This is a genomic window from Aquimarina macrocephali JAMB N27 (assembly GCF_000520995.1).
GTDB classification, from domain to species: domain Bacteria; phylum Bacteroidota; class Bacteroidia; order Flavobacteriales; family Flavobacteriaceae; genus Aquimarina; species Aquimarina macrocephali.
The window spans coordinates 80,972-99,739 of sequence record NZ_JACA01000041.1; the positions used below are offsets into that span (position 1 = coordinate 80,972).

Genomic DNA, 18,768 nt, shown 5'->3' on the forward strand with positions numbered 1-18,768 from the left:
TTCAGTATAAGAAACGTAGGGCAAGTGATAAGCACTTTCGTTTCGGTTTATTACTTAGCTAAATATAAATATTTTGTTTTTATCTTTTTTAGGTTAAATACCAAATTTTATAGTTGGCGACTTTGCAAATAAATACAGACCTTTTGAATCAAGCACAAAAGCCCTATGTTTTCTTACATTGTTAGGTACAGTTATTTTACTTTCCAGCCTTTTTCTGCAAAAGCATTCTTAGTATAATTGTCAGGGTTTACTTTAAATTCCAGTTCCTCTTTAAGTATTAAAAGCTTTGTGTTTTCAGGTTCGTAGGTAAGTCCTTTTTCACATACTTCTAAAGCTTTTAAATCATCACGAATATTATTTCTAATGTTAATTGCTTTACCAAAACAATTAATAGCATTTGAATGAACTTCTACTTTAGATAGATTTTCTCCTAAATAAAGTGCTTTTTCGAAATGTTCATTTGCTATTGCTCCAAGTTCATATCTTTTTTGTTTTGAATGATAAAAGCTTGTCTTAGTTGCTTGCATAGAGTAACCCTGTGCAAGACCTAAATAAATTCTTTGGTCTTTATCATTGATTTTAAGAGCTCGTTCAAAATAATCAATACTAGATTGTATAATTTCTTTTATTTTATCTCGATTGCCAATTCGACTTTTATATTCTAAATAACCTAACTCAATTAATGCTTCCAAAAATTGATTATCTAGTTCTATAGCGATAAGAAATTCTTTCTTTGCTTTTTCATATGATTCTTTATAAATACCACTATCTTCAATTTTACCTTTTATTAAATATAGAAATGCAAACTTGCTATTTTCTTTAATTAATCTTTCAATTGTTGTAATAGCTGTATCGTAATCATAATAAGCTACTGATAATGCTTTAAGTGCTTCAGTTGCGGCAACTTTCTCTGTATGATTTTTTGCTTGTGAACGATAAAATAAATTTACACTTTCCGAATTTTCCGAATTAAATTTACTTTTTTCTTGAACAAAATTTTCATAATTACTAATGATTTCTTGTTCATTTTCTAATACTAAAAATTGTTTAGAAAATATTTTGGCAAGGTGCGGAATAGAGTAACCTATTTCTCCACTTTCCGTTTTTTGTTTCAAGCAAAGAGATATTTTTGTAAGCTTTGGAATTGCTTTTAACCCAATATCATCGCTTGAATATCCACTTATATATATTAAATCATCTATCGTTAAAAGTTCTTCTTTTTCTGAAAGAGAAAAAACAAATAATAAAGCTTGTTCAGTATTTGAAAGCTTGTCAATTGACCCTTTAAAACAAAACCTTAAAATGTCTTCATAAGCATTACCGTTCTTTAAATTTTCAAGAACTGTTTCAATTGGTGTGCCAGTTGACAACTGATGAGCAATTAACTGTCCAGCTAAAGGCATGCCTTTTGTATATAGATACAACTTATTCAAGCTTTCTCCATACAAATTGATAAAAGATACTTTATCATTACCACAGAACAATTTGTATTGTGAATTTAAAAATTCTGGAAACTCTCCGTCTTCGTTAAACCCATTTAAGTTAATTCTTGACATATAGAAATCTCCTAGAGTTTCTCTAGTTGTTAAAATAGCTTTAGAGTTGATAGGGAAATGTTCTAGGAAGGAAATTAAATCTTTGTCATTTAATGTTTCAAGATTATCGACAATTAGTAAAACCTTATTGTTTTTTAGAAAATTTAATACTGTTTCTTCTATTTCGTAATCTTCATTTTCTTCTAAACCTAATTCACTAACAAAATTATATATGTCTTTCAGTAATTCTGAGTAATTAGCAATGAATTCACTTAAATCTTTAATTCCTTGAGGTGTATATTTATTTCTTTTTGAGCTTGTCCAAATAATAAAGTCAAAATTGTTTTGAAACTCATCATTTTCGATAAGCATTTTTGCAAAATGATGAACAAAAGTTGTTTTACCAATACCTCCAATACCGTCGATTTGAATTAGACGATTATTTTTATTGTTTAATTTATTATTTAAATCAGTTAGATGTTCTTTTCTACCAATAAACTCGTTGTACATTATCGGTTGTGAATTTACATTTTCTATTACTTTGAAGTTGTTGCTTTTAAGTTTATAAAAAAGATTGTCAGCTTTTATTGAGCGACTTCCTCTTCTACAATAGACATCCCCAGATTTAAAAACAGTTACATTTTTGTTCTTTCCAGCTTTCCAAGAGGCTTTGTTATATTGACCATCTTTTTTAAATGGGATAATTATTTTTGAAGGAAAAATGTATAAAATGAAAAAATATGCTCCATCTATTTCTAAAGTATTAGTAATAAACTCAATAGTTCCATCTGCGTAGTTGTCTAAAATATTTGAAATATTTGCTTCATCTGTATCGCTATCACTTCTATCATCTAAACCAATCCATTCAAAACTATTACTTACACCATAGATTAGGTAGCCACCTTTAGAATTAGCAAAAGCAAGTACATCTTTAGCAAACTCAATTTTAGATTTTGTATCTGAAATTGTATAAATCTCCTTGTAATCTAAATCTGTAGATTCAGTTTTTACATTTAAATTTTTGATTTCCTCAATTTTTGATTTCCTTACTAATTGTAATTTTCCGGTCATATTTTTTTCTAATTGTGCCTAACAAACGGGTATAAAGGATATATATCCTTTATACCCGTTTGTACGTATATATAAAAATTTATAAACGTTTTTTATGTTTTAATCCTCTAAAACTACTGCTACCTTTTTTATTACGGTTACGGGAAACCACATGGTAGGGGAGAAAGTTTTTTGTATAGCGCGTACCCTTCGAGAGCCTCAGGGTACGTAAAAGATATACGAAGGGTACGGTATGGATACGTCACAACTTGTCCCGAATTTTCCTCGGGATCGAGTGCGTGAGGAACGAGCGTGTATCGAGATGCATTTGAAAACGATAATATGATTGGTTCTCGATAGTCCTGCTGAGCTTGCCGAAGTACAATTTTTCTCCATTACATTACGAAAAATCACTCGAACTGACGGGCATTTTTTACTTCAAACTTATTTTTTTAATCGCATACTCTAGTTGTGTATCTCTGTGGGTAAGGAAATCGGGGTAGGTTTGTACCACTTTATCATCGGGTTGCACGCCATCACCATACTGCTCATCGGGTAGTTGCTGAACATCCTGCTCCAGGTCAACTATCGAAAATTTGAGCTCTAATTTAGAATTGGGTAATTCATAATATACAGGGATGTGTCCCGTATGGCCATAGTACCCGCCTAGTGTTTCTTCTCCGATAACGGTAGTGTTATTGTCACTTTTTACCAAGCTGGCAAATAGAGAGCCGGCCGAGGCTACAGGAGGATCAATCAAGAGTACAAGATCACCTGTAAATGCATTTGGTTTGGGCTCCCATGCAGTATTAAAGGTGGAGTTTTGATAATATTTACCATCTTTAAAAACCGAATGCTCTTTTTTTAATTCTTTGGCAAGCTCATCGATGTCATCATCGAGATAATAATCAGGAAAAGGAACTTCCTGAAAAAGGGTGTGTGCAGTGGTGTTTTCTCTAAAACTTCGATCCGTGAGATAAGAATACAACAATAAGTCGTTAGGGTCATTACCGCCACCATTACCTCTAATATCAACAATAAGCTTTTGGGTATGGTTCTTTTTTAGCGCTATAAAAACCGAATCCAAAAAGGTAGCGTATTTCTTATGACCTTCAGACTTGGGTCCTCCCATGGCAAAGGTGTTGATGTTGAGATACCCGATGCTGCCTTTGTATGTAAAAAAGTAGTCTTTGGTAATACGGTGATCATATGTCGCAGAATGACGCTTTTGATAATTATTAAAAAAGGTGATATAATCTACACTTTGTAAGGTAGTAGATGTAGATTCTGCTTTATTTTGGTATTGCAATGTAAATTGCTGCTGCTCTCCAAATACCAAATACATATAAAAAGCAAACCAGTCAGAATCTAAATCAGCATACTTACCGGTTTGGTTATGCCCATCGGTACTTATAAAATGCCCGCAACGTTTTGCTACGTCTTTAATAGACATCTCGTTTATAGCAAGCACTTCGCTACCCATAGCAATACCATTGTAGGTGTAATTTGTATAGAATTTTCCGTCGATATATTTTAATGGGATAGGAAAGAAAATGTCTTTTTCATTTAACACATCGTCCACAGCCTCGGGATAGGTCAAGCGGTTATGGCAACTTCCTGTATAGTCAATTACATTCCATAGCAGGGTATAGAACTCCCGGTAGGATGTACTTTCTGTAATCTGAGCTTTGTTGGCAGCAAAAGCACTATCTACCTGTTCTTTTTTATGATATTTATAAAGGCCGGCATTCGCTTCTTCATATATGGATTGAAAGAGTTGAAAATCTTCTTCCATTTGATCGGGGGTCATAGCGAATAGCGGATCTTTTTTTTCAGATTTGCATGAAAAAAGAAGGGTGATACTAAGGATTGCGATAAAATGCTTCATATATAAAAATGATTTCTACAAAGAACGAGGCATCTTGTGTAACAGGCTTGTATAATATTGACAATTTTATAATCTGAGTTCGATCTAAGCCAAAATGTTTAAAAAAGCGTCAGTTCGAGTGGTTTTTCGTAACGTAATGAAGAAAAATTGTACTTCGGCAGGCTCAGCAGGACTATCGAGAACCAGCTCAACAGTGCTATCAAAAACCCGTTTTTACTATCGTTTTTAATTGCGTCTCGATACATTTTTTCTACGCTATGCTTCAAAAAAACACTCGATCCTGAGGAAAATTCGGGATAAACTATGACGTAGCGTGTTAGCCCGTCAGTTCGAGTGGTTTTTCGTAATGTAATGGAGAAAAATTGTATCGAGAACTAAATGTGGTAATAGGTTTTATTGCATCTCGATAGCTCTGCTGAGCCTGTCGAAGTACGATTTTATCAACCGCTCTATCGCTACTAATAAAATCACTCGATGAGACGTAAGAAGATATAAATAAAAATCAACAAGTTAGTACGTAATTTTATTCGAGAACTGGTATCAACCGATCCTGAAATACTTTGGGCGATATACCAATATACCTTTTAAAAGTTCTTGAAAAATGAGCCATATCGGTAAAGTTATACTGGTAAGCAATCTGGGTGAGTTCTGAGTTTTTATGAATCGCCGTTTTGGCAGCCATGATCTTTTTCATTAACAGGTAGTTTATCGGTGTTAAACCGGTCTCTGTTCTAAATTTTCTGGTAAAACTAAACTTGTTGATGTTGGCGATTTTAGCCAGATCTTCTAAAGAGATTTTTTGAGTAAGGTTGTTTTCGATATAACAAGTAATGGTATTAAAATCCCGAATGCAGTCATCATATTGATAAGCCGAAACAGTAGAGTATAGGCTTAGTTGCCGGATAAAGTTTTTTAAATACTGCTCGGTTATGCTTATGTCGTGTTTTTCCTGGGCTTCTTTTAGTTGAAAAAACAATTGAGTTAACGTATCATCAAAAATAACCCGTTCTGAAAAGTTTAAGGTCTTGCCATTAAGAAAGAATTTTACCACATCATTAGAAAGGTAAAGCGTATCAAAACTTACCCCAATATCTTTATCTAAAACTGGTGTGGTATGTACCTCGTAGGGATGTGTAACAGAAATTGCACCTGCAGTACATAATAAGGTCTGGTTTTGTAATTGTGTTTGCTCGATTCCCGAACGAACATATGCAATGCAAAACGTATCGTGATAATGCATCGGGAAATCCTGTGCTTGATCTGTAATGGATAAAAATTCAAGATTATCTAATGGCATTTTTAATTTTTCAGGAAATTAGCAAATTTATGTGATAGACCATACAACTCCTCTCTTTTTTTTTATTGTTGTACCAGTTGTAAAGTGGTTTCATACAGCGTAGTACCTTCGGCTTTAGTCTTTATCCAGGCATAAAAACTCATATCAAAAATGTCTTCGTCCTCGGGAGTAGGAGTAGTGAGTTCATTATAAATCTTATCCTTAAATGCTGCAGTGGTTACAATCTCTGGTTTGTGGTAGTACATAGTCGCTAGTTTCAGGAATTTTGATGCCCGCGTTTCTCTATTGCTTTTAAGATACGCACCATGTTTCTTTTTAAAACTGTTTACCCTGGATTCTACGACATCTATATGATCAAGTTCTATGCGCAATAAGATCTCAATCAGATTTTTATTAATTACCCAGGCAAGCCCCGCTTTTTCGGTATACCAGTGATCACTGTGATAAAAGTCATTAAGAATACCCAGCGCTTCTTTAAACTGTTGTTGCTGAAAATAATATACAATGTGGCTTAATTTAAGATCCAGGATATAAGCGATCTGGTCTTTGTATTTTTCATAATCAAAGGTATCTAACATCAAAATAGCATCTTCTGCCTGGCCTGTATAATTAAGATTAAGCGACAGTAGTAGGGTGTACTGCGGAAAAAATCGCTTGTAATATTTGTCCTGATGTTTTTTCATCTGCTCATGCATGAGTACCAGATACTGCTGCGAGGTATCAAAATCTTTATTCCTGAAATAAGAATTACTTACATAGTATAAGATCTGGATATGGTAGAAGAGGTGCTTGTCGATTACATCCTCTTTTGCATCTATTTGCGTATAAACTTCTTCTACAAAAGGAAGTATGGCGTGATAATCCCTGGTGATATGAGCCGTTTGGTTCGTGATCTCCAGGATCTTAAATAAGGATCGAAACGTAAGATCTTGTGTAATCGATAATCCAAATTTGGATAATGTGTTTTTTATAATCGGTACAGCATCTCTTCTTTGTTTCATCAGTTCATGCTGTACCGTAGCATAAAACAGATTTAGGTTTTCTTCTTGCTGTAGTGATTTTTTATTATTCCTGAAATTAGCAAATAAAGCTTCTATTGCTATCCCACGGTTAAGATGAGCGTATTGAATCTGTGTATAATAAATCTCATTTAGAATACTGAAAAGCGCATAGGTTTTGGCCTTTTGTTCTGCTTTGGAAACGGTTTTAAAAGCAATTTTATATTGTTTTTGTTCAAAGAAACTCCTGCTGGCTCTAAGGAGCTTTAGAGTTTCCATCTCTTCTGAAGTCTCTTCCTCAAAACTTTTGGCGGCAATAAAATCTATCAGCGTATCATAAAGTCTTTTGCATAGTGCGTGATAGGCACCCTTGGCTCTTTTTCCATAAATCTGGATATCGAGGTCTTTAGCCGTTGATGTAGTATCTAAAAGCTTAAATAACTGAATGTTTTTGGTATCGTTTCTTTTATTCTTTTGCCGCAATATCGTGATGAAATTTCGCTTCGATTCATCAGATAAGGTATGGATTATAGAAGAAATAACATGCATTGTATCGTAAGTATAATTTTGATAAAGATACTATGAATATTGATATAATTGATTTATTAACATAAATATATCGTAAGTTTTTTTGATAAATCGAATTTTATATCAAAGCATATCATCGCACATTTGTCCTGTTCAAAATAAACAATTGAATTTTTATTTAATCATCAAAATCAATTATTATGAATTACAAATTTAGTAATGATGTATCCGAGGATACAGTAATCGAAAATGTAGAAAAGAAAGAAAACAAAGTATATGATCAAAAGCCAACTCCGGCTTTTATATCGGCATCATGGTCTGCACTATTTATAGGAATGATATCCTATTGCACCGGATTATGGAATGCGGGTATGGTTCTTAATGAGAAAGGGTACTATTTTACGATCCTGCTATTTGGATTGTTCTCTGCAGTATCTGTGCAAAAAAGTGTTAGGGATAGGCTAGAGGGAATCCCGGTTACCGATATCTATTATGGGATTAGTTGGTTTACCACACTCACGTCTATTTTATTGCTGATTATCGGCTTATGGAATGCCGACCTGGAGCTTAGTGAAAAAGGGTTTTATGGGATGTCTTTTGCTTTAAGTTTATTTGCTGCCATTGCAGTGCAGAAGAATACCAGGGATAAGAAGTTTATCGAAAACAGCGAGGAGTAATTAAATCCGAATTATGCATCAGAACTTCGTTATGAGGCTTGAAAGTACCATAAAATATGACATTTTCTTAGTATTAGCATAGCATCGCTACGGTTAAACTGAAAAATGTAGTGCAACGGTATATTTTGAAGTAGTTTCAAGACGTAATAGATTTTCTGATGCATAATCCGGGTTAGAACAGTGGAATCAAAAGAAGGGACCTTAGGGGGGCTTGAGGTCTCTTGTTTTGATGATTAAAGAAGACGGCCGTATGGTTGCGGCTGTCTTTTTATCAATAGAAAACAACCCGTTGTGCATTTTAACGCTTTTGCGTTACGATTCTATACACAGCGAGTTATCAATTCACTAAACAACATGATATTATGGGATCAAAATTTAATAAAGAACTGCAAACACTGGTAGGAGATAAGATTATCTCTCCAGAGCTTGCAGATAAAATAGGACAATACTACGCTACCAAAGATGCAGGAAAGCCTAATAAGCTGTTTATGATCTTTGGGATTTTTGGTGCGTTATTAGTCGGGTCTGGTATTATTTTAATGCTGGCACACAATTGGGATGATTTTTCGCGATTAACAAAAACAATTTTAGCATTTGGTCCTTTGATACTGGGTCAGATCTTTGCTGGTTTTTCTATATTAAAAAATAAAAGTGCAACCTGGAAAGAAGCATCAGGGACTTTTCTTTTTTTCGCAGTGGGTGCATGTATGGCATTGGTGAGTCAGATTTATAATATCCCGGGAGAATTAGGCTCTTTTTTGCTTACCTGGATTGTACTTTGCTTACCATTGGTATACTTGTTACGATCGCATGCAGTAGCCTTACTTACGATACTGCTAAGTACTTACTACGCGGTAGAAGTCGGACTATGGAACTATAGAAATACAGAAACTCCCTGGTTGTATATTGCTTTTATTGGAGCAGTGTTGCCGTATTACTACACTCTTATTACAAAGAATACGGCCAGTAATACGGTTACCATTTTTACCTGGATTTTTCCGGCAAGTATTGCAATTGCATTAAGTGCATTTATAGGCCGTAGTGAAGACCTTGGTTTTGTGATGTACATCACCATGTTTGGATTCTTATATTCTATAGGAAAACTTACTGTATTTAAAGAGTTAAGAACACTTAGAAATGGCTTTTTGATCATTGGTTCGCTAGGGACTATAGTATCGCTGATGATTTTTACGTTTCGTTGGATATGGGATGAACTCCCAGAGACATTCAATTATGATACCCAGGAGCTCTATACAGCAGTAGTAGTATCCTTGTTAAGTATCTCTGTTTTGGGGTATACGGTTATAAGAAAGGGAATACGAGCTGTTAACCTGTTTCAGATAGCTTTTGTGGTCTTTGGGTTAGTATACTTCTTACTGCCTGATACAGGGATTTTACCTGTTGTATTAATGAATGCATTGGTATTTGCCCTGGGGATGTCTGCCATAAAAATTGGAGCAGATAAAGTTAACTTCGGGATCCTTAATTATGGATTATTGATCATTTCGATACTTATCATCTGTAGGTTTTTTGATACCGGAATGAGCTTTGTTGTTAGAGGGATTTTATTTGTAATGGTAGGAGCAGGGTTCTTTTTAACCAATTATATCATGCTGAAAAAACAACAGCGCATTAAGAAGTAATTTGATGATATGTTATAATACATAAAAAGAGTGATGTCTATTTCGCTTTTGCATTGTCAGTCTGAGCTTGTCGAAGACATTTGAAAACGCAAATTTGAAAGCACTTCGACAGGCTCAGTGTGACAAGAGATATTAAAAACATAAATAAAAAAACATATGAAATGAGCCATAACAATTGAGTTGATACCAACCGAGATGTTCAATGGCGAATTCCATCTGACAACTAAAAAACAATAAAAAAAGAACAGATGAAACCGATTTATTTTATAGTATTTATAGTCTTGGCAGTAGTGCAAATTGGTACTCCGCTAAAGATGATTTTTGATAACGAGGATATCCTGATATCGGGAACGGCATATAAATTTAAAACCAGGCCGATTGATCCTACAGATCCGTTTAGAGGAAAATATATTACACTTCAGTTTGAAATGAATTCTTTTAAAACCTCAGATACTACCTACGTGTATGGAGATGAGGTACGAGTGTATATAGAAAATGATCAGGAAGGCTTTGCTAAAGTTGTTCGGGTAAGTAGAGAGCCTCTTGATATTGGTGGTGATTATGTTATGGCCAAAGTAACTAATACATATAATGATGAAATCATGTTTGAGCTACCATTTAATAGATTTTATATGGAAGAAACCAAAGCATACGATGCAGAAAAAGCCTATAGGGAGGTAAATAGAAATGCACAGGAAGAGGATGTTTATGCTGTGGTATATGTTAAAGATGGAGCATCGGTCTTAGAAGATGTAATTATTGCAGGACTACCGATACAGGAGTATGTAGAATGAGTCGTTATGCATTTTGATATTTTTTGATCCAAAATTCGTCAATTCGAGTGCTTCGACCGTAGGAAGAAGAGTATCGAGAATAGGATTTTGGATAAAAAAAGCTATTCTCGATACAATTTTTCTCCATTCTATTATGAAAAACCACTCGAATTGACGCTTTTTTAAAAGATGAATCAAAATACATAACAAGTGTAGAATGATAAAAATCACATTTTTAATATGTACCCATTAAACCTTTTTATAATCCTTGGGTCTTAGTATAAGAAATCAAAATATTATAAGGATATGAAAAATGTGATGAGAATAGTTGTACCGGTTGTATTGTTTGGTTTTTTAATGACGTCTTGTGCGACTACATTAAAAGTACGTCCGGCACGAGGAGTTGTGGTTACCAAAGTACATCGTCCTAAAGTTGTAGTACATAAAAATGTACATTATTATAGAAGTGATGGTGTGTGGTATGTAAAAAAGAATAGAGCCTATAAAAGAGTTACGGTTCCTACAGGAGTGCGAGTAACTACATTACCCAGAGGATATAAAACAGTAAAAGTAAGAGGTGTAAAATATTACAGATGTAAAGGAGTATACTACAAGAGATCAGGTAGAAAATATATTGTAGTACAAGTTTAGTTGTATTGAGTTGATTAGTTAGTTTTGATGGTACACCCCGACGTTTTGGCGCCGGGGTTTTCCTTTATATTGTTATTCTGGTTTTTCTAACTATAACCAGAACCTGTATCTACCAAGCTTCTTCAATCTGTAGTCGTTCTCCGTTTTGATATGAAGCGATAAAAGCATTTCTAAACCCGAGTCGTACTAATTGTCTACGAAATTTTTTGGCTTCATTAAGCGTTTCAAAATTTCCTAAGGCATATTTATTATATCCGCCACTTTTAATTTGCCTGAAATTCACAAAATTCTCAGAATACATAGACAAATCGATACTTTCAAAAGCTCCGATTTGTACAGCATATACTAATTCATCTTCCAGGGAACGACCATTTCCTCCTCCAGTACTATTTGAATCTAATTCCTGATTCATAGATAGATTTTTAATCGTTTCTGTTAGCTCGGCTATTTTCGTATCTCGTGTGGTAACCTCAGATTTATGTTTTTTCTGAGAAATCATGTTATCCGGAGTATTAAAATTCATGAAATACACAGTTCCTGCAACACCTAGTAATGCGATAATACCAAGTATAATGGTTGCTATTTTAAATTTTCGAGAGTTTTCTTTTTCGTCTTTTACAGCTTTGTCACGTGTATATTCTATAGCACGTTTGGATTCTTCGACTTTTTCTATTTGGTCTTTAAAACCCTGTAATTCTTCGTCTGTTATAATAGGCATCTGATTTGTGTTTAGGTATTCAAATATAATTGTTTATTATAAAACTTCAAGGTTTTGTGAGTTTTAGGAATTCTTATATGATCTAAATCAGAAATATGAAGGTATAAACGTAATTAAGTTACGGTTTTTAATAAAAATATAACATTTATATCTAAAAGTAATGTTATATTTATCTCGTAAAAAAAATGATCAAAAAGGAATTATTTGATACTTGATTTTGGATATTGATGATATACACTATCCAAATATTTAGAATTGAGAATACATAAATAAGTATAACATTCTGGGAAATACTACAAGGTGTACTAGCATATCATTATTGCATTGTTAGAAAAGAATATGCGAATACAACTGGGGAATTCTTGTATAATCAGAATTGTTTATTAAGGGGAAAACGCAACCAATGAGGTTGCGTTTTTTATTTTTTACAGTATTTTTTGATCTTACTATTAGTTTCCGTCTTGAGCCGGTGTCGAACTACATTTGGTAAGTTCATCACAAAACTTAAGTAAACTTTCCTGATTGTTTTTGTACTCTTTATTAGCTACTTTTTCAATTACTGTTGGGCAACCTTCAGCATATTTGGTAAGGTTCTTTTTAAAACCAAAAACAAAACCAGCTCCCATAGTTGATTTTCCTTTTTCACTTCCGGCAGGAAGAATAACCAACTCAGATTGATTAAACAGGTATAAGTTAATCTTATCAGACTCAAAAAGCACTTTACAAAGCTTATCAGTAGCACCACCTAATACCATTTGTCCGGCATCTACAGCTCCTGATTTGATAGAAGATTCTTTAAACTTGATATTTCTGTAATGAAGCCCATCAACAAATACAAGTTCTTTACATTTTTTTGCACTCTTTACTCTGCTTCCGATTGGAGTACCGTTTTGATCATACTCTACCGTTTTTAACTTGTATCCGATTGAAGCAATATCACTGGATTTGATATCAACCAATGTAGTATCATTTTCTTTGGTGATCAAGTATGCTTTATTTAATTCTACATCTGCAGTCTCAGTTTCTTCTTCCTCATCGGGTACATTACTAAGATCCTCGGTAAGCACCTTCATATGCCTGGTATTAGTTTTATTGATCTCTAAAGACTTGATTAACTTATCTGCCTTATTGATAAAATATTTACCATCTTTTTTATCATAATTATTATCAATGATTTTCTGAGCGTACTCTTTTACTTTCTCAGGCATCTCTAGATAGTAGTATAGATTTGCGATGTTATAGTAACTGGCATATCGCACTTTTCTTAATTTACGTTTATCTCCCGGGTAGTTTGGGATTACACTATTAAAATACTCGATTATCGGCTCCATCTCTTTCTTGATCTCATCAATTGGTTCATCATATTTGATGTTATCAAACGCCGCTTTTACCTTATCAAATGCTTCATGGTGTTTCTGAAATTCTGGATGCTTTTTTGAACCTAAAATCCATAAATACTCATATTCGGTTGTATAAGGGATGTACCCATATGCACGATTTGTATAGGTATTGATATTACTTATAATAGTACTCTTATGAGCACTTCTATATTTGTTTCTTAAGTTGTTTCGATTATTATTGTAATAATCTTTTGCCTTAGTATAACTGCTAAAAGTACTACTCTTATAGGTGGTACTTTCTGAATATGTTTTTTGAAAATTTTCTGCAGTCTCTGCATTGTTAAGCGATAAGGATCCAGAAGATGAATAGGTAACAACTACCATATATTCGTAGCGTACAGAAACAACTTTTCCTTCTTTGTCCTTTTTCTCAATTTTGTTCTTATTAATATTGACTTCTCCTATTTCGGTACCATTAAAAGTATAATTATAATCTAATGTTCCTTCAGATTTTACTTTAGAGAATCCAGAAATTGAAATTCCCCTATTATTAGTCGAATACGTTCTTTTGGTATCGTCCAGAATAGGTTTTGTAGGTAATTTTACATAAGAAACTTTAAAGTTTTCTTTATCTAGATCTGCACTTTGCGCAAACGAAATTAGACAAAACAATAGGGTAATAGATGTTAGTAATCCTTGTTTCATAATAGTTGAGGTTATTTATAAAATAGCCGCAAATATAGTTAAAAAAATGTTAACGTCTTAGTTTGAAACAAGGACCCTTTGTTCTTTGTCTACTCGGTAACCTCTATGATTAGAGTATCATCAGTCTTGGTAACTTTTGTTAATCCTAATTTAGAAAGCCCTTTGATTCCCTTATCCCAGCCTTTATTACTTAGGCCTGTAGCATTTTTAAGATCGGATAAGTCCATGCTTTTTTCTTTTTTAAGAATTTCAAAGATGGCTTTTTCGTTATCATTAAGTTCTACTTGTTTTTTCTCTGGACGCATTTGAGGGAAAAACAGTACTTCCTGGATAGATTGATTGTTGGTCATAAACATGGCCAATCGATCGATACCTATTCCAATCCCCGAGGTTGGAGGCATACCATATTCGAGGGCACGTAGAAAGTCCTGATCAATAAACATAGCCTCGTCATCACCTTTTTCAGATAATTTAAGCTGATCTTCGAAACGTTCGCGTTGATCGATAGGATCATTAAGCTCTGTATAGGCATTTGCTAATTCTTTACCATTTACCATAAGCTCAAAACGCTCTGTAAGCCCTTCTTTAGAACGGTGTTTTTTGGTAAGCGGACTCATCTCTACAGGATAATCGATAATAAATGTAGGTTGGATATAACTGGCTTCACATTTTTCTCCAAAAATTTCATCTATCATTTTTCCGATACCCATCGTTTCATCAACGTCGAGACCTAATGCTTTAGCAGCTTCACGAACTTCAGCTTCGCTCTTTTTATAAAGGTCATATCCGGTATGCTCTTTTATGGCATCCAGAATACCAATACGCTTATAAGGAGCTTTGTAGTTAATGATATTATCTCCAAATTGTGCTTCGGGACTTCCATGAAGTGTTACAGCTACTTTTTCTAATAACTTTTCTGTAGTATCCATCATCCAATGGTAGTCTTTGTATGCAGCATACATTTCCATTACGGTAAATTCTGGATTGTGAGTACGATCCATACCTTCATTTCTAAAATCTTTTGCAAACTCATACACTCCATCAAACCCTCCTACAATCAGACGTTTTAAATACAGCTCATTGGCAACACGAAGATATAAAGGAATATCCAGTGCATTGTGATGTGTTATAAACGGACGTGCTGCGGCACCTCCTGGTATAGGCTGAAGAATAGGAGTCTCGACCTCTAAAAAGCCCATTTCATTATAAAAACTACGAATGGTATTTACAATCTGCGTACGTTTAATAAATGTATCTCTAACTTTTGGATTTACCACCAGATCAGCATAACGCTGACGATATCTTAACTCTGGATCATTAAATTCGTCAAAAGTATTTCCTTCTTTATCTGTTTTAGGAAGAGGAAGTGGCTTTAATGATTTACTTAATAGTGTAAAGTTTTTAACCAATACAGTCTTTTCACCAACCTGGGTAGTAAAAAGCTCTCCTTCTATACCTATAAAATCACCTATATCTAATAGTTTTTTATAGACTTCATTATATAAGAGTTTATCCTCACCAGGACAAATTTCATCTCTGTTAAAATAAACTTGTATACGACCATCGGTATCTTGTAATTCTGCAAAAGAAGCTTTACCCTGTATTCTTCTCGACATTAATCTACCTGCAATAATTACCTTTTTACCTTCTTCAAACTTGCTCTTTATCTGTTTCGAGGTATAATCAACCGGATACAATGCAGCCGGATAAGGATCGATACCTAGATTGCGTAATGCGTTTAATTTCTCTCTTCTTACAAGTTCTTGTTCTGATAATTGCATAAATTCGTCATTTTAAAGGGACAAAAATAGCCTATTTGAAGAAGTTAAAGAAAGGTCTGATTAAAAACTTTTAACCTCAATTATAAGACATCAAAAAATCACACTATTTGACGACTTTTTATATTGAGACCTCTACATTAAACTCAGATTCATATCATTGTTTTACAATATTACAAGTGTTGTGGTAGTAAAGTAAAATGTAACCTGTTCATCTATAATTTTATGTGAATTTTTAAAATCTATCAATGGATTGTGATTATAAAATAGAGTCAATTGTAAATTAAAAGGTTAGTAGAGCTTTAGTTTTACGTAGATCAGCTATTGTTTGTATTTACTATTTTCTTTTTGCTATTTGGTTTTCCTTTCCATTAAAATAAGTTAATTCTTTTCCTCCATTAGAAAAAGTGATGTATCTATATGGTACTTGTCCTCTAATATGGAATTTTGTATTTGAAAGTGCAGAGAGCTCAAATATATATGTACCTTTTCTTCGTAGAATTAATTTCTTGTCTTGAAAAATTAATTCATCAATTTTCTCATTTTTATATTGATACATTCCTTCGTAACTTTTTAGTACGTCCTCTGGAAGCGGAATAATAGAATTGTAGTCAACAGAAATTGTTTTTTCAATTGTTTGAGGATGCACGTTATTATTTCCACTAAAAGTTAATGCTAACTCCTTAATTTCGATATCTTGAGTTATTTCATTAGCGCTTTTACCTATAAGTGATAGTTCTTTGATTCTTTCAATCCATTTTATTGAATTTTTTTTATAGGCGTTAAGTTCTGCTTTATCAGAGGATAATTTACCGTGACCGGCGACTATGGTTGTGTTTTTATTTCCTAGAGATAATGCTTTGCTAATGAATTCTATATGACCTTTATCACCACCTCCGTAATAATAGTGTGGAAAAAAATTAGTCATATATGTATCTCCCATAAAGATGGTGTTGTTTTCAGTGAAATAAATAAGCACATCGTCAAAAGTATGTGAAGTAATATGATAAAGCTCAATTTTTTCATTCTCTAAGTTGAGGGTATAATTATCTTTAAAAATAACATCATATTTAGCACTAGTATACTTGATGTTTTCTTGAGAAATAATTGTTGCTCCTAATTCTGCAAAGAATGAATTTGCTCCGCTGTGATCCTCATGATGATGAGTATTGATTACATATTTAATAGGTTTATTAGATAGCTCTCTTATTTTTTCTAATAAAGTATGATGGTTATTAGAGCCTGTCATAGGGTCAATCAAGAGGATTTCTTTATTCCCTATAAAAACACCAATATTGGTATTGTAATTATTAGATTTTAAAACATAAAGATTATCAGTTATCTTTTGTTGAATAAAACCAAATTCTTGTTTTAATCTGGCTTCATTTTGAACTAATGTTTCAGCCTTTTCTTTTGTTTTTGAATCCGAGCAGGAAGTGAAAAAAAATGAAAGAAAAACTAAGACTAGCTGTTTTATATATTTCATGGTATGTTTTAATAAATACTAACGATTAGTATATGAATTTGTATCGAATTCAGATTGTAAAACCTAGAAATCATATCATGATTACTTAGATATATTTAGTGTTGTGCTAAGGTCTTTATTTTTTTTTGTATTTCTTTATTTTCTTCAAATTCTAATGATTTTTCGTAGTATTTGATTGCGTTGGCGGTATCCTCAAGATAAAGATATTTATTGGCGAGGCTTACATAGGTATTCGCTTCTTTTGGAAACAATGCCGTATTAAAGTCTAATATCGCTATGGCTTCTTCTTTTTTATTTGCATAGAAAAGAACACTGGCATAGGTGTTTAATTCGTATAAATTCTGGGTCTTATCCTTAAATTGTTTGACTAGTTTTTTGGTGTTCTTAGTGATATAAGACATTCCTTTTTTGGTAAGAATATCATCCATTAGCATTACCGAGCTATATTTTGGAGTATAATTTTTAGACAATATAGCTAGCATATCTTCTTCCAGTGTTTTTCTGGGAGATTCTACAATGCGATTAACTTCTTTACCGTCTTTATTAAAAATTAGAGTAGGCACCCGGTGTATATTTAAACCTTCGTGCTCTCCTCCCGGACTTTGTTTATAGGCTTCCCGGCTTCGGTCTACGGCAACGACGGTAAGTCGATCCAGAGGAAAATTACTTTCTTCTAATATTTTATACATACGAGGAACTTCGCGTTTACTGTCTCCGCACCAGGTACCCATAAAAAGAGTAATCGTATAGGAAGATAATTGTGTTTTTAAGGAGTCTATACTACTTTGTTTTGGAATATATTCTTTATGGTTTTTTGAAAACCACTCGTTATATGGACCTTGTGTTAATCCCTGGTTATTGATTTTACCAAGAAGCATAGGAGAACTTCCTTCTACTTTGATCTCATGATTAAAAGATTGAGCAGAAAGTGTCATCATGGATAAAATCATAGCTATGGCAATACATATAATTGTTTTCATTTTAAGAAGGTGTTTATGATGTTGTAAATAAAGAATATATAATCTCCTCCCAACGGGAGGAGATGTAAGGTTTAAGAATAGCTTCTCTCATCGAGAACTGATCGCTTTGAGTATAAGAATAACTCCTCCTGTATTAGGAGTTGATTGATTGTGAGTTATATAACTGGTTTTTGTATAAAGCGATTATTTACTTATCGGAGCTCCGCTTACCGCCTTAGCTCTGGGAGTAACCATAGCTTTGATTTTAAGTATTTCTTTACCTTTTTCGGTATTCGCGGTAATGGTTACCTGCTTGTTCTGCATATTGGGTTTACCATTAGAATTAAAGGTGACCATCATATCTCCTGTAGCTCCCGGAGCAATTGGCTCTTTGGGCCATTTAGAAACAGTACAGCCACAACTACCTTTGGCACTTATAATAACTAATGGTGCTTTACCAGTATTGGTAAAGGTAAACTTGTGCTCTACAACATCACCTTCATTAATAGTCCCGAAATTGTGATTGGTTTGAGCAAAGTCCATTACCGGAAAATCTGAGACTTTTGCATCTCGACTTTCAGAAACGGCAACGTTTTCTACGTTTATCTTTTTGGTAGCATCATCCTTACAAGATACTACAGCCATTACAAGTAGGCTGGCTAAGATTAGGAATTCTTTTTTCATGATTTCAAATTTTGATTAGAGGTATCAAAAATGAAAACATAAGAGAACAAAATCAATA

The 18,768-nt window shown here is 33.5% G+C and carries 14 protein-coding genes; 4 read left to right on the plus strand and 10 right to left on the minus strand.

Annotation, left to right across the window (positions count from 1 at the left end; all coding sequences use genetic code 11):
- Positions 1-191: 191 nt before the first annotated feature.
- The 4 genes from Z054_RS0120320 to Z054_RS0120335 all read right to left on the minus strand — a co-directional run bounded on the left by Z054_RS0120320 (position 192) and on the right by Z054_RS0120335 (position 7,317).
- Positions 192-2,606, minus strand: a complete 2,415-nt coding sequence (locus tag Z054_RS0120320; protein ID WP_024771875.1) for an ATP-binding protein — start codon at positions 2,604-2,606, stop codon at positions 192-194.
- Positions 2,607-3,018: 412 nt separating this feature from the next.
- On the minus strand, positions 3,019-4,473 hold the full coding sequence (locus Z054_RS0120325; protein WP_024771876.1) for a S41 family peptidase: 1,455 nt from the start codon (positions 4,471-4,473) through the stop codon (positions 3,019-3,021).
- Positions 4,474-4,996: 523 nt separating this feature from the next.
- The gene (locus tag Z054_RS30465; RefSeq protein ID WP_024771877.1) at positions 4,997-5,770 is read right to left on the minus strand and encodes an AraC family transcriptional regulator; all 774 of its coding nucleotides are present in this window, start codon (positions 5,768-5,770) and stop codon (positions 4,997-4,999) included.
- 62 nt (positions 5,771-5,832) lie between these two features.
- On the minus strand, positions 5,833-7,317 hold the full coding sequence (locus Z054_RS0120335) for a hypothetical protein (protein WP_024771878.1): 1,485 nt from the start codon (positions 7,315-7,317) through the stop codon (positions 5,833-5,835).
- Between the two features lie 179 nt (positions 7,318-7,496).
- Here Z054_RS0120335 and yiaA point away from each other — a divergent pair, with 179 nt between their 5' ends.
- From yiaA to Z054_RS0120355, 4 genes are all read left to right on the plus strand, one after another.
- The gene (gene yiaA / locus Z054_RS0120340; RefSeq protein WP_024771879.1) at positions 7,497-7,973 is read left to right on the plus strand and encodes an inner membrane protein YiaA; all 477 of its coding nucleotides are present in this window, start codon (positions 7,497-7,499) and stop codon (positions 7,971-7,973) included.
- A 362-nt stretch (positions 7,974-8,335) separates the two neighbouring features.
- Positions 8,336-9,616, plus strand: a complete 1,281-nt coding sequence (locus Z054_RS0120345; protein ID WP_024771880.1) for a DUF2157 domain-containing protein — start codon at positions 8,336-8,338, stop codon at positions 9,614-9,616.
- A gap of 248 nt (positions 9,617-9,864) precedes the next feature.
- Positions 9,865-10,410: a GDYXXLXY domain-containing protein gene (locus Z054_RS0120350; protein WP_024771881.1), complete on the plus strand. Its 546-nt coding sequence runs from the start codon at positions 9,865-9,867 to the stop codon at positions 10,408-10,410.
- A 285-nt stretch (positions 10,411-10,695) separates the two neighbouring features.
- Positions 10,696-11,040: a DUF6515 family protein gene (locus Z054_RS0120355; RefSeq protein WP_024771882.1), complete on the plus strand. Its 345-nt coding sequence runs from the start codon at positions 10,696-10,698 to the stop codon at positions 11,038-11,040.
- A 109-nt stretch (positions 11,041-11,149) separates the two neighbouring features.
- On the opposite strand, the gene Z054_RS30470 is transcribed toward Z054_RS0120355, so the two are convergent.
- The 6 genes from Z054_RS30470 to Z054_RS0120385 all read right to left on the minus strand — a co-directional run bounded on the left by Z054_RS30470 (position 11,150) and on the right by Z054_RS0120385 (position 18,710).
- Positions 11,150-11,758 carry an SPOR domain-containing protein gene (locus Z054_RS30470; RefSeq protein WP_024771883.1) on the minus strand — a complete coding sequence of 203 codons (609 nt, stop codon included), beginning with the start codon at positions 11,756-11,758 and terminating at the stop codon, positions 11,150-11,152.
- A gap of 449 nt (positions 11,759-12,207) precedes the next feature.
- On the minus strand, positions 12,208-13,803 hold the full coding sequence (locus tag Z054_RS0120365; protein WP_024771884.1) for a hypothetical protein: 1,596 nt from the start codon (positions 13,801-13,803) through the stop codon (positions 12,208-12,210).
- Positions 13,804-13,892: 89 nt separating this feature from the next.
- Positions 13,893-15,584 carry a lysine--tRNA ligase gene (gene lysS / locus Z054_RS0120370; RefSeq protein WP_024771885.1) on the minus strand — a complete coding sequence of 564 codons (1,692 nt, stop codon included), beginning with the start codon at positions 15,582-15,584 and terminating at the stop codon, positions 13,893-13,895.
- A 334-nt stretch (positions 15,585-15,918) separates the two neighbouring features.
- On the minus strand, positions 15,919-17,067 hold the full coding sequence (locus Z054_RS0120375) for an MBL fold metallo-hydrolase (protein ID WP_024771886.1): 1,149 nt from the start codon (positions 17,065-17,067) through the stop codon (positions 15,919-15,921).
- A gap of 95 nt (positions 17,068-17,162) precedes the next feature.
- Complete coding sequence (locus Z054_RS32245) at positions 17,163-18,047, minus strand: hypothetical protein (RefSeq protein WP_024771887.1); 885 nt, start codon at positions 18,045-18,047, stop codon at positions 17,163-17,165.
- A gap of 183 nt (positions 18,048-18,230) precedes the next feature.
- Positions 18,231-18,710 carry a DUF1573 domain-containing protein gene (locus Z054_RS0120385; RefSeq protein WP_024771888.1) on the minus strand — a complete coding sequence of 160 codons (480 nt, stop codon included), beginning with the start codon at positions 18,708-18,710 and terminating at the stop codon, positions 18,231-18,233.
- Between the last annotated feature and the right edge of the window lie 58 nt (positions 18,711-18,768).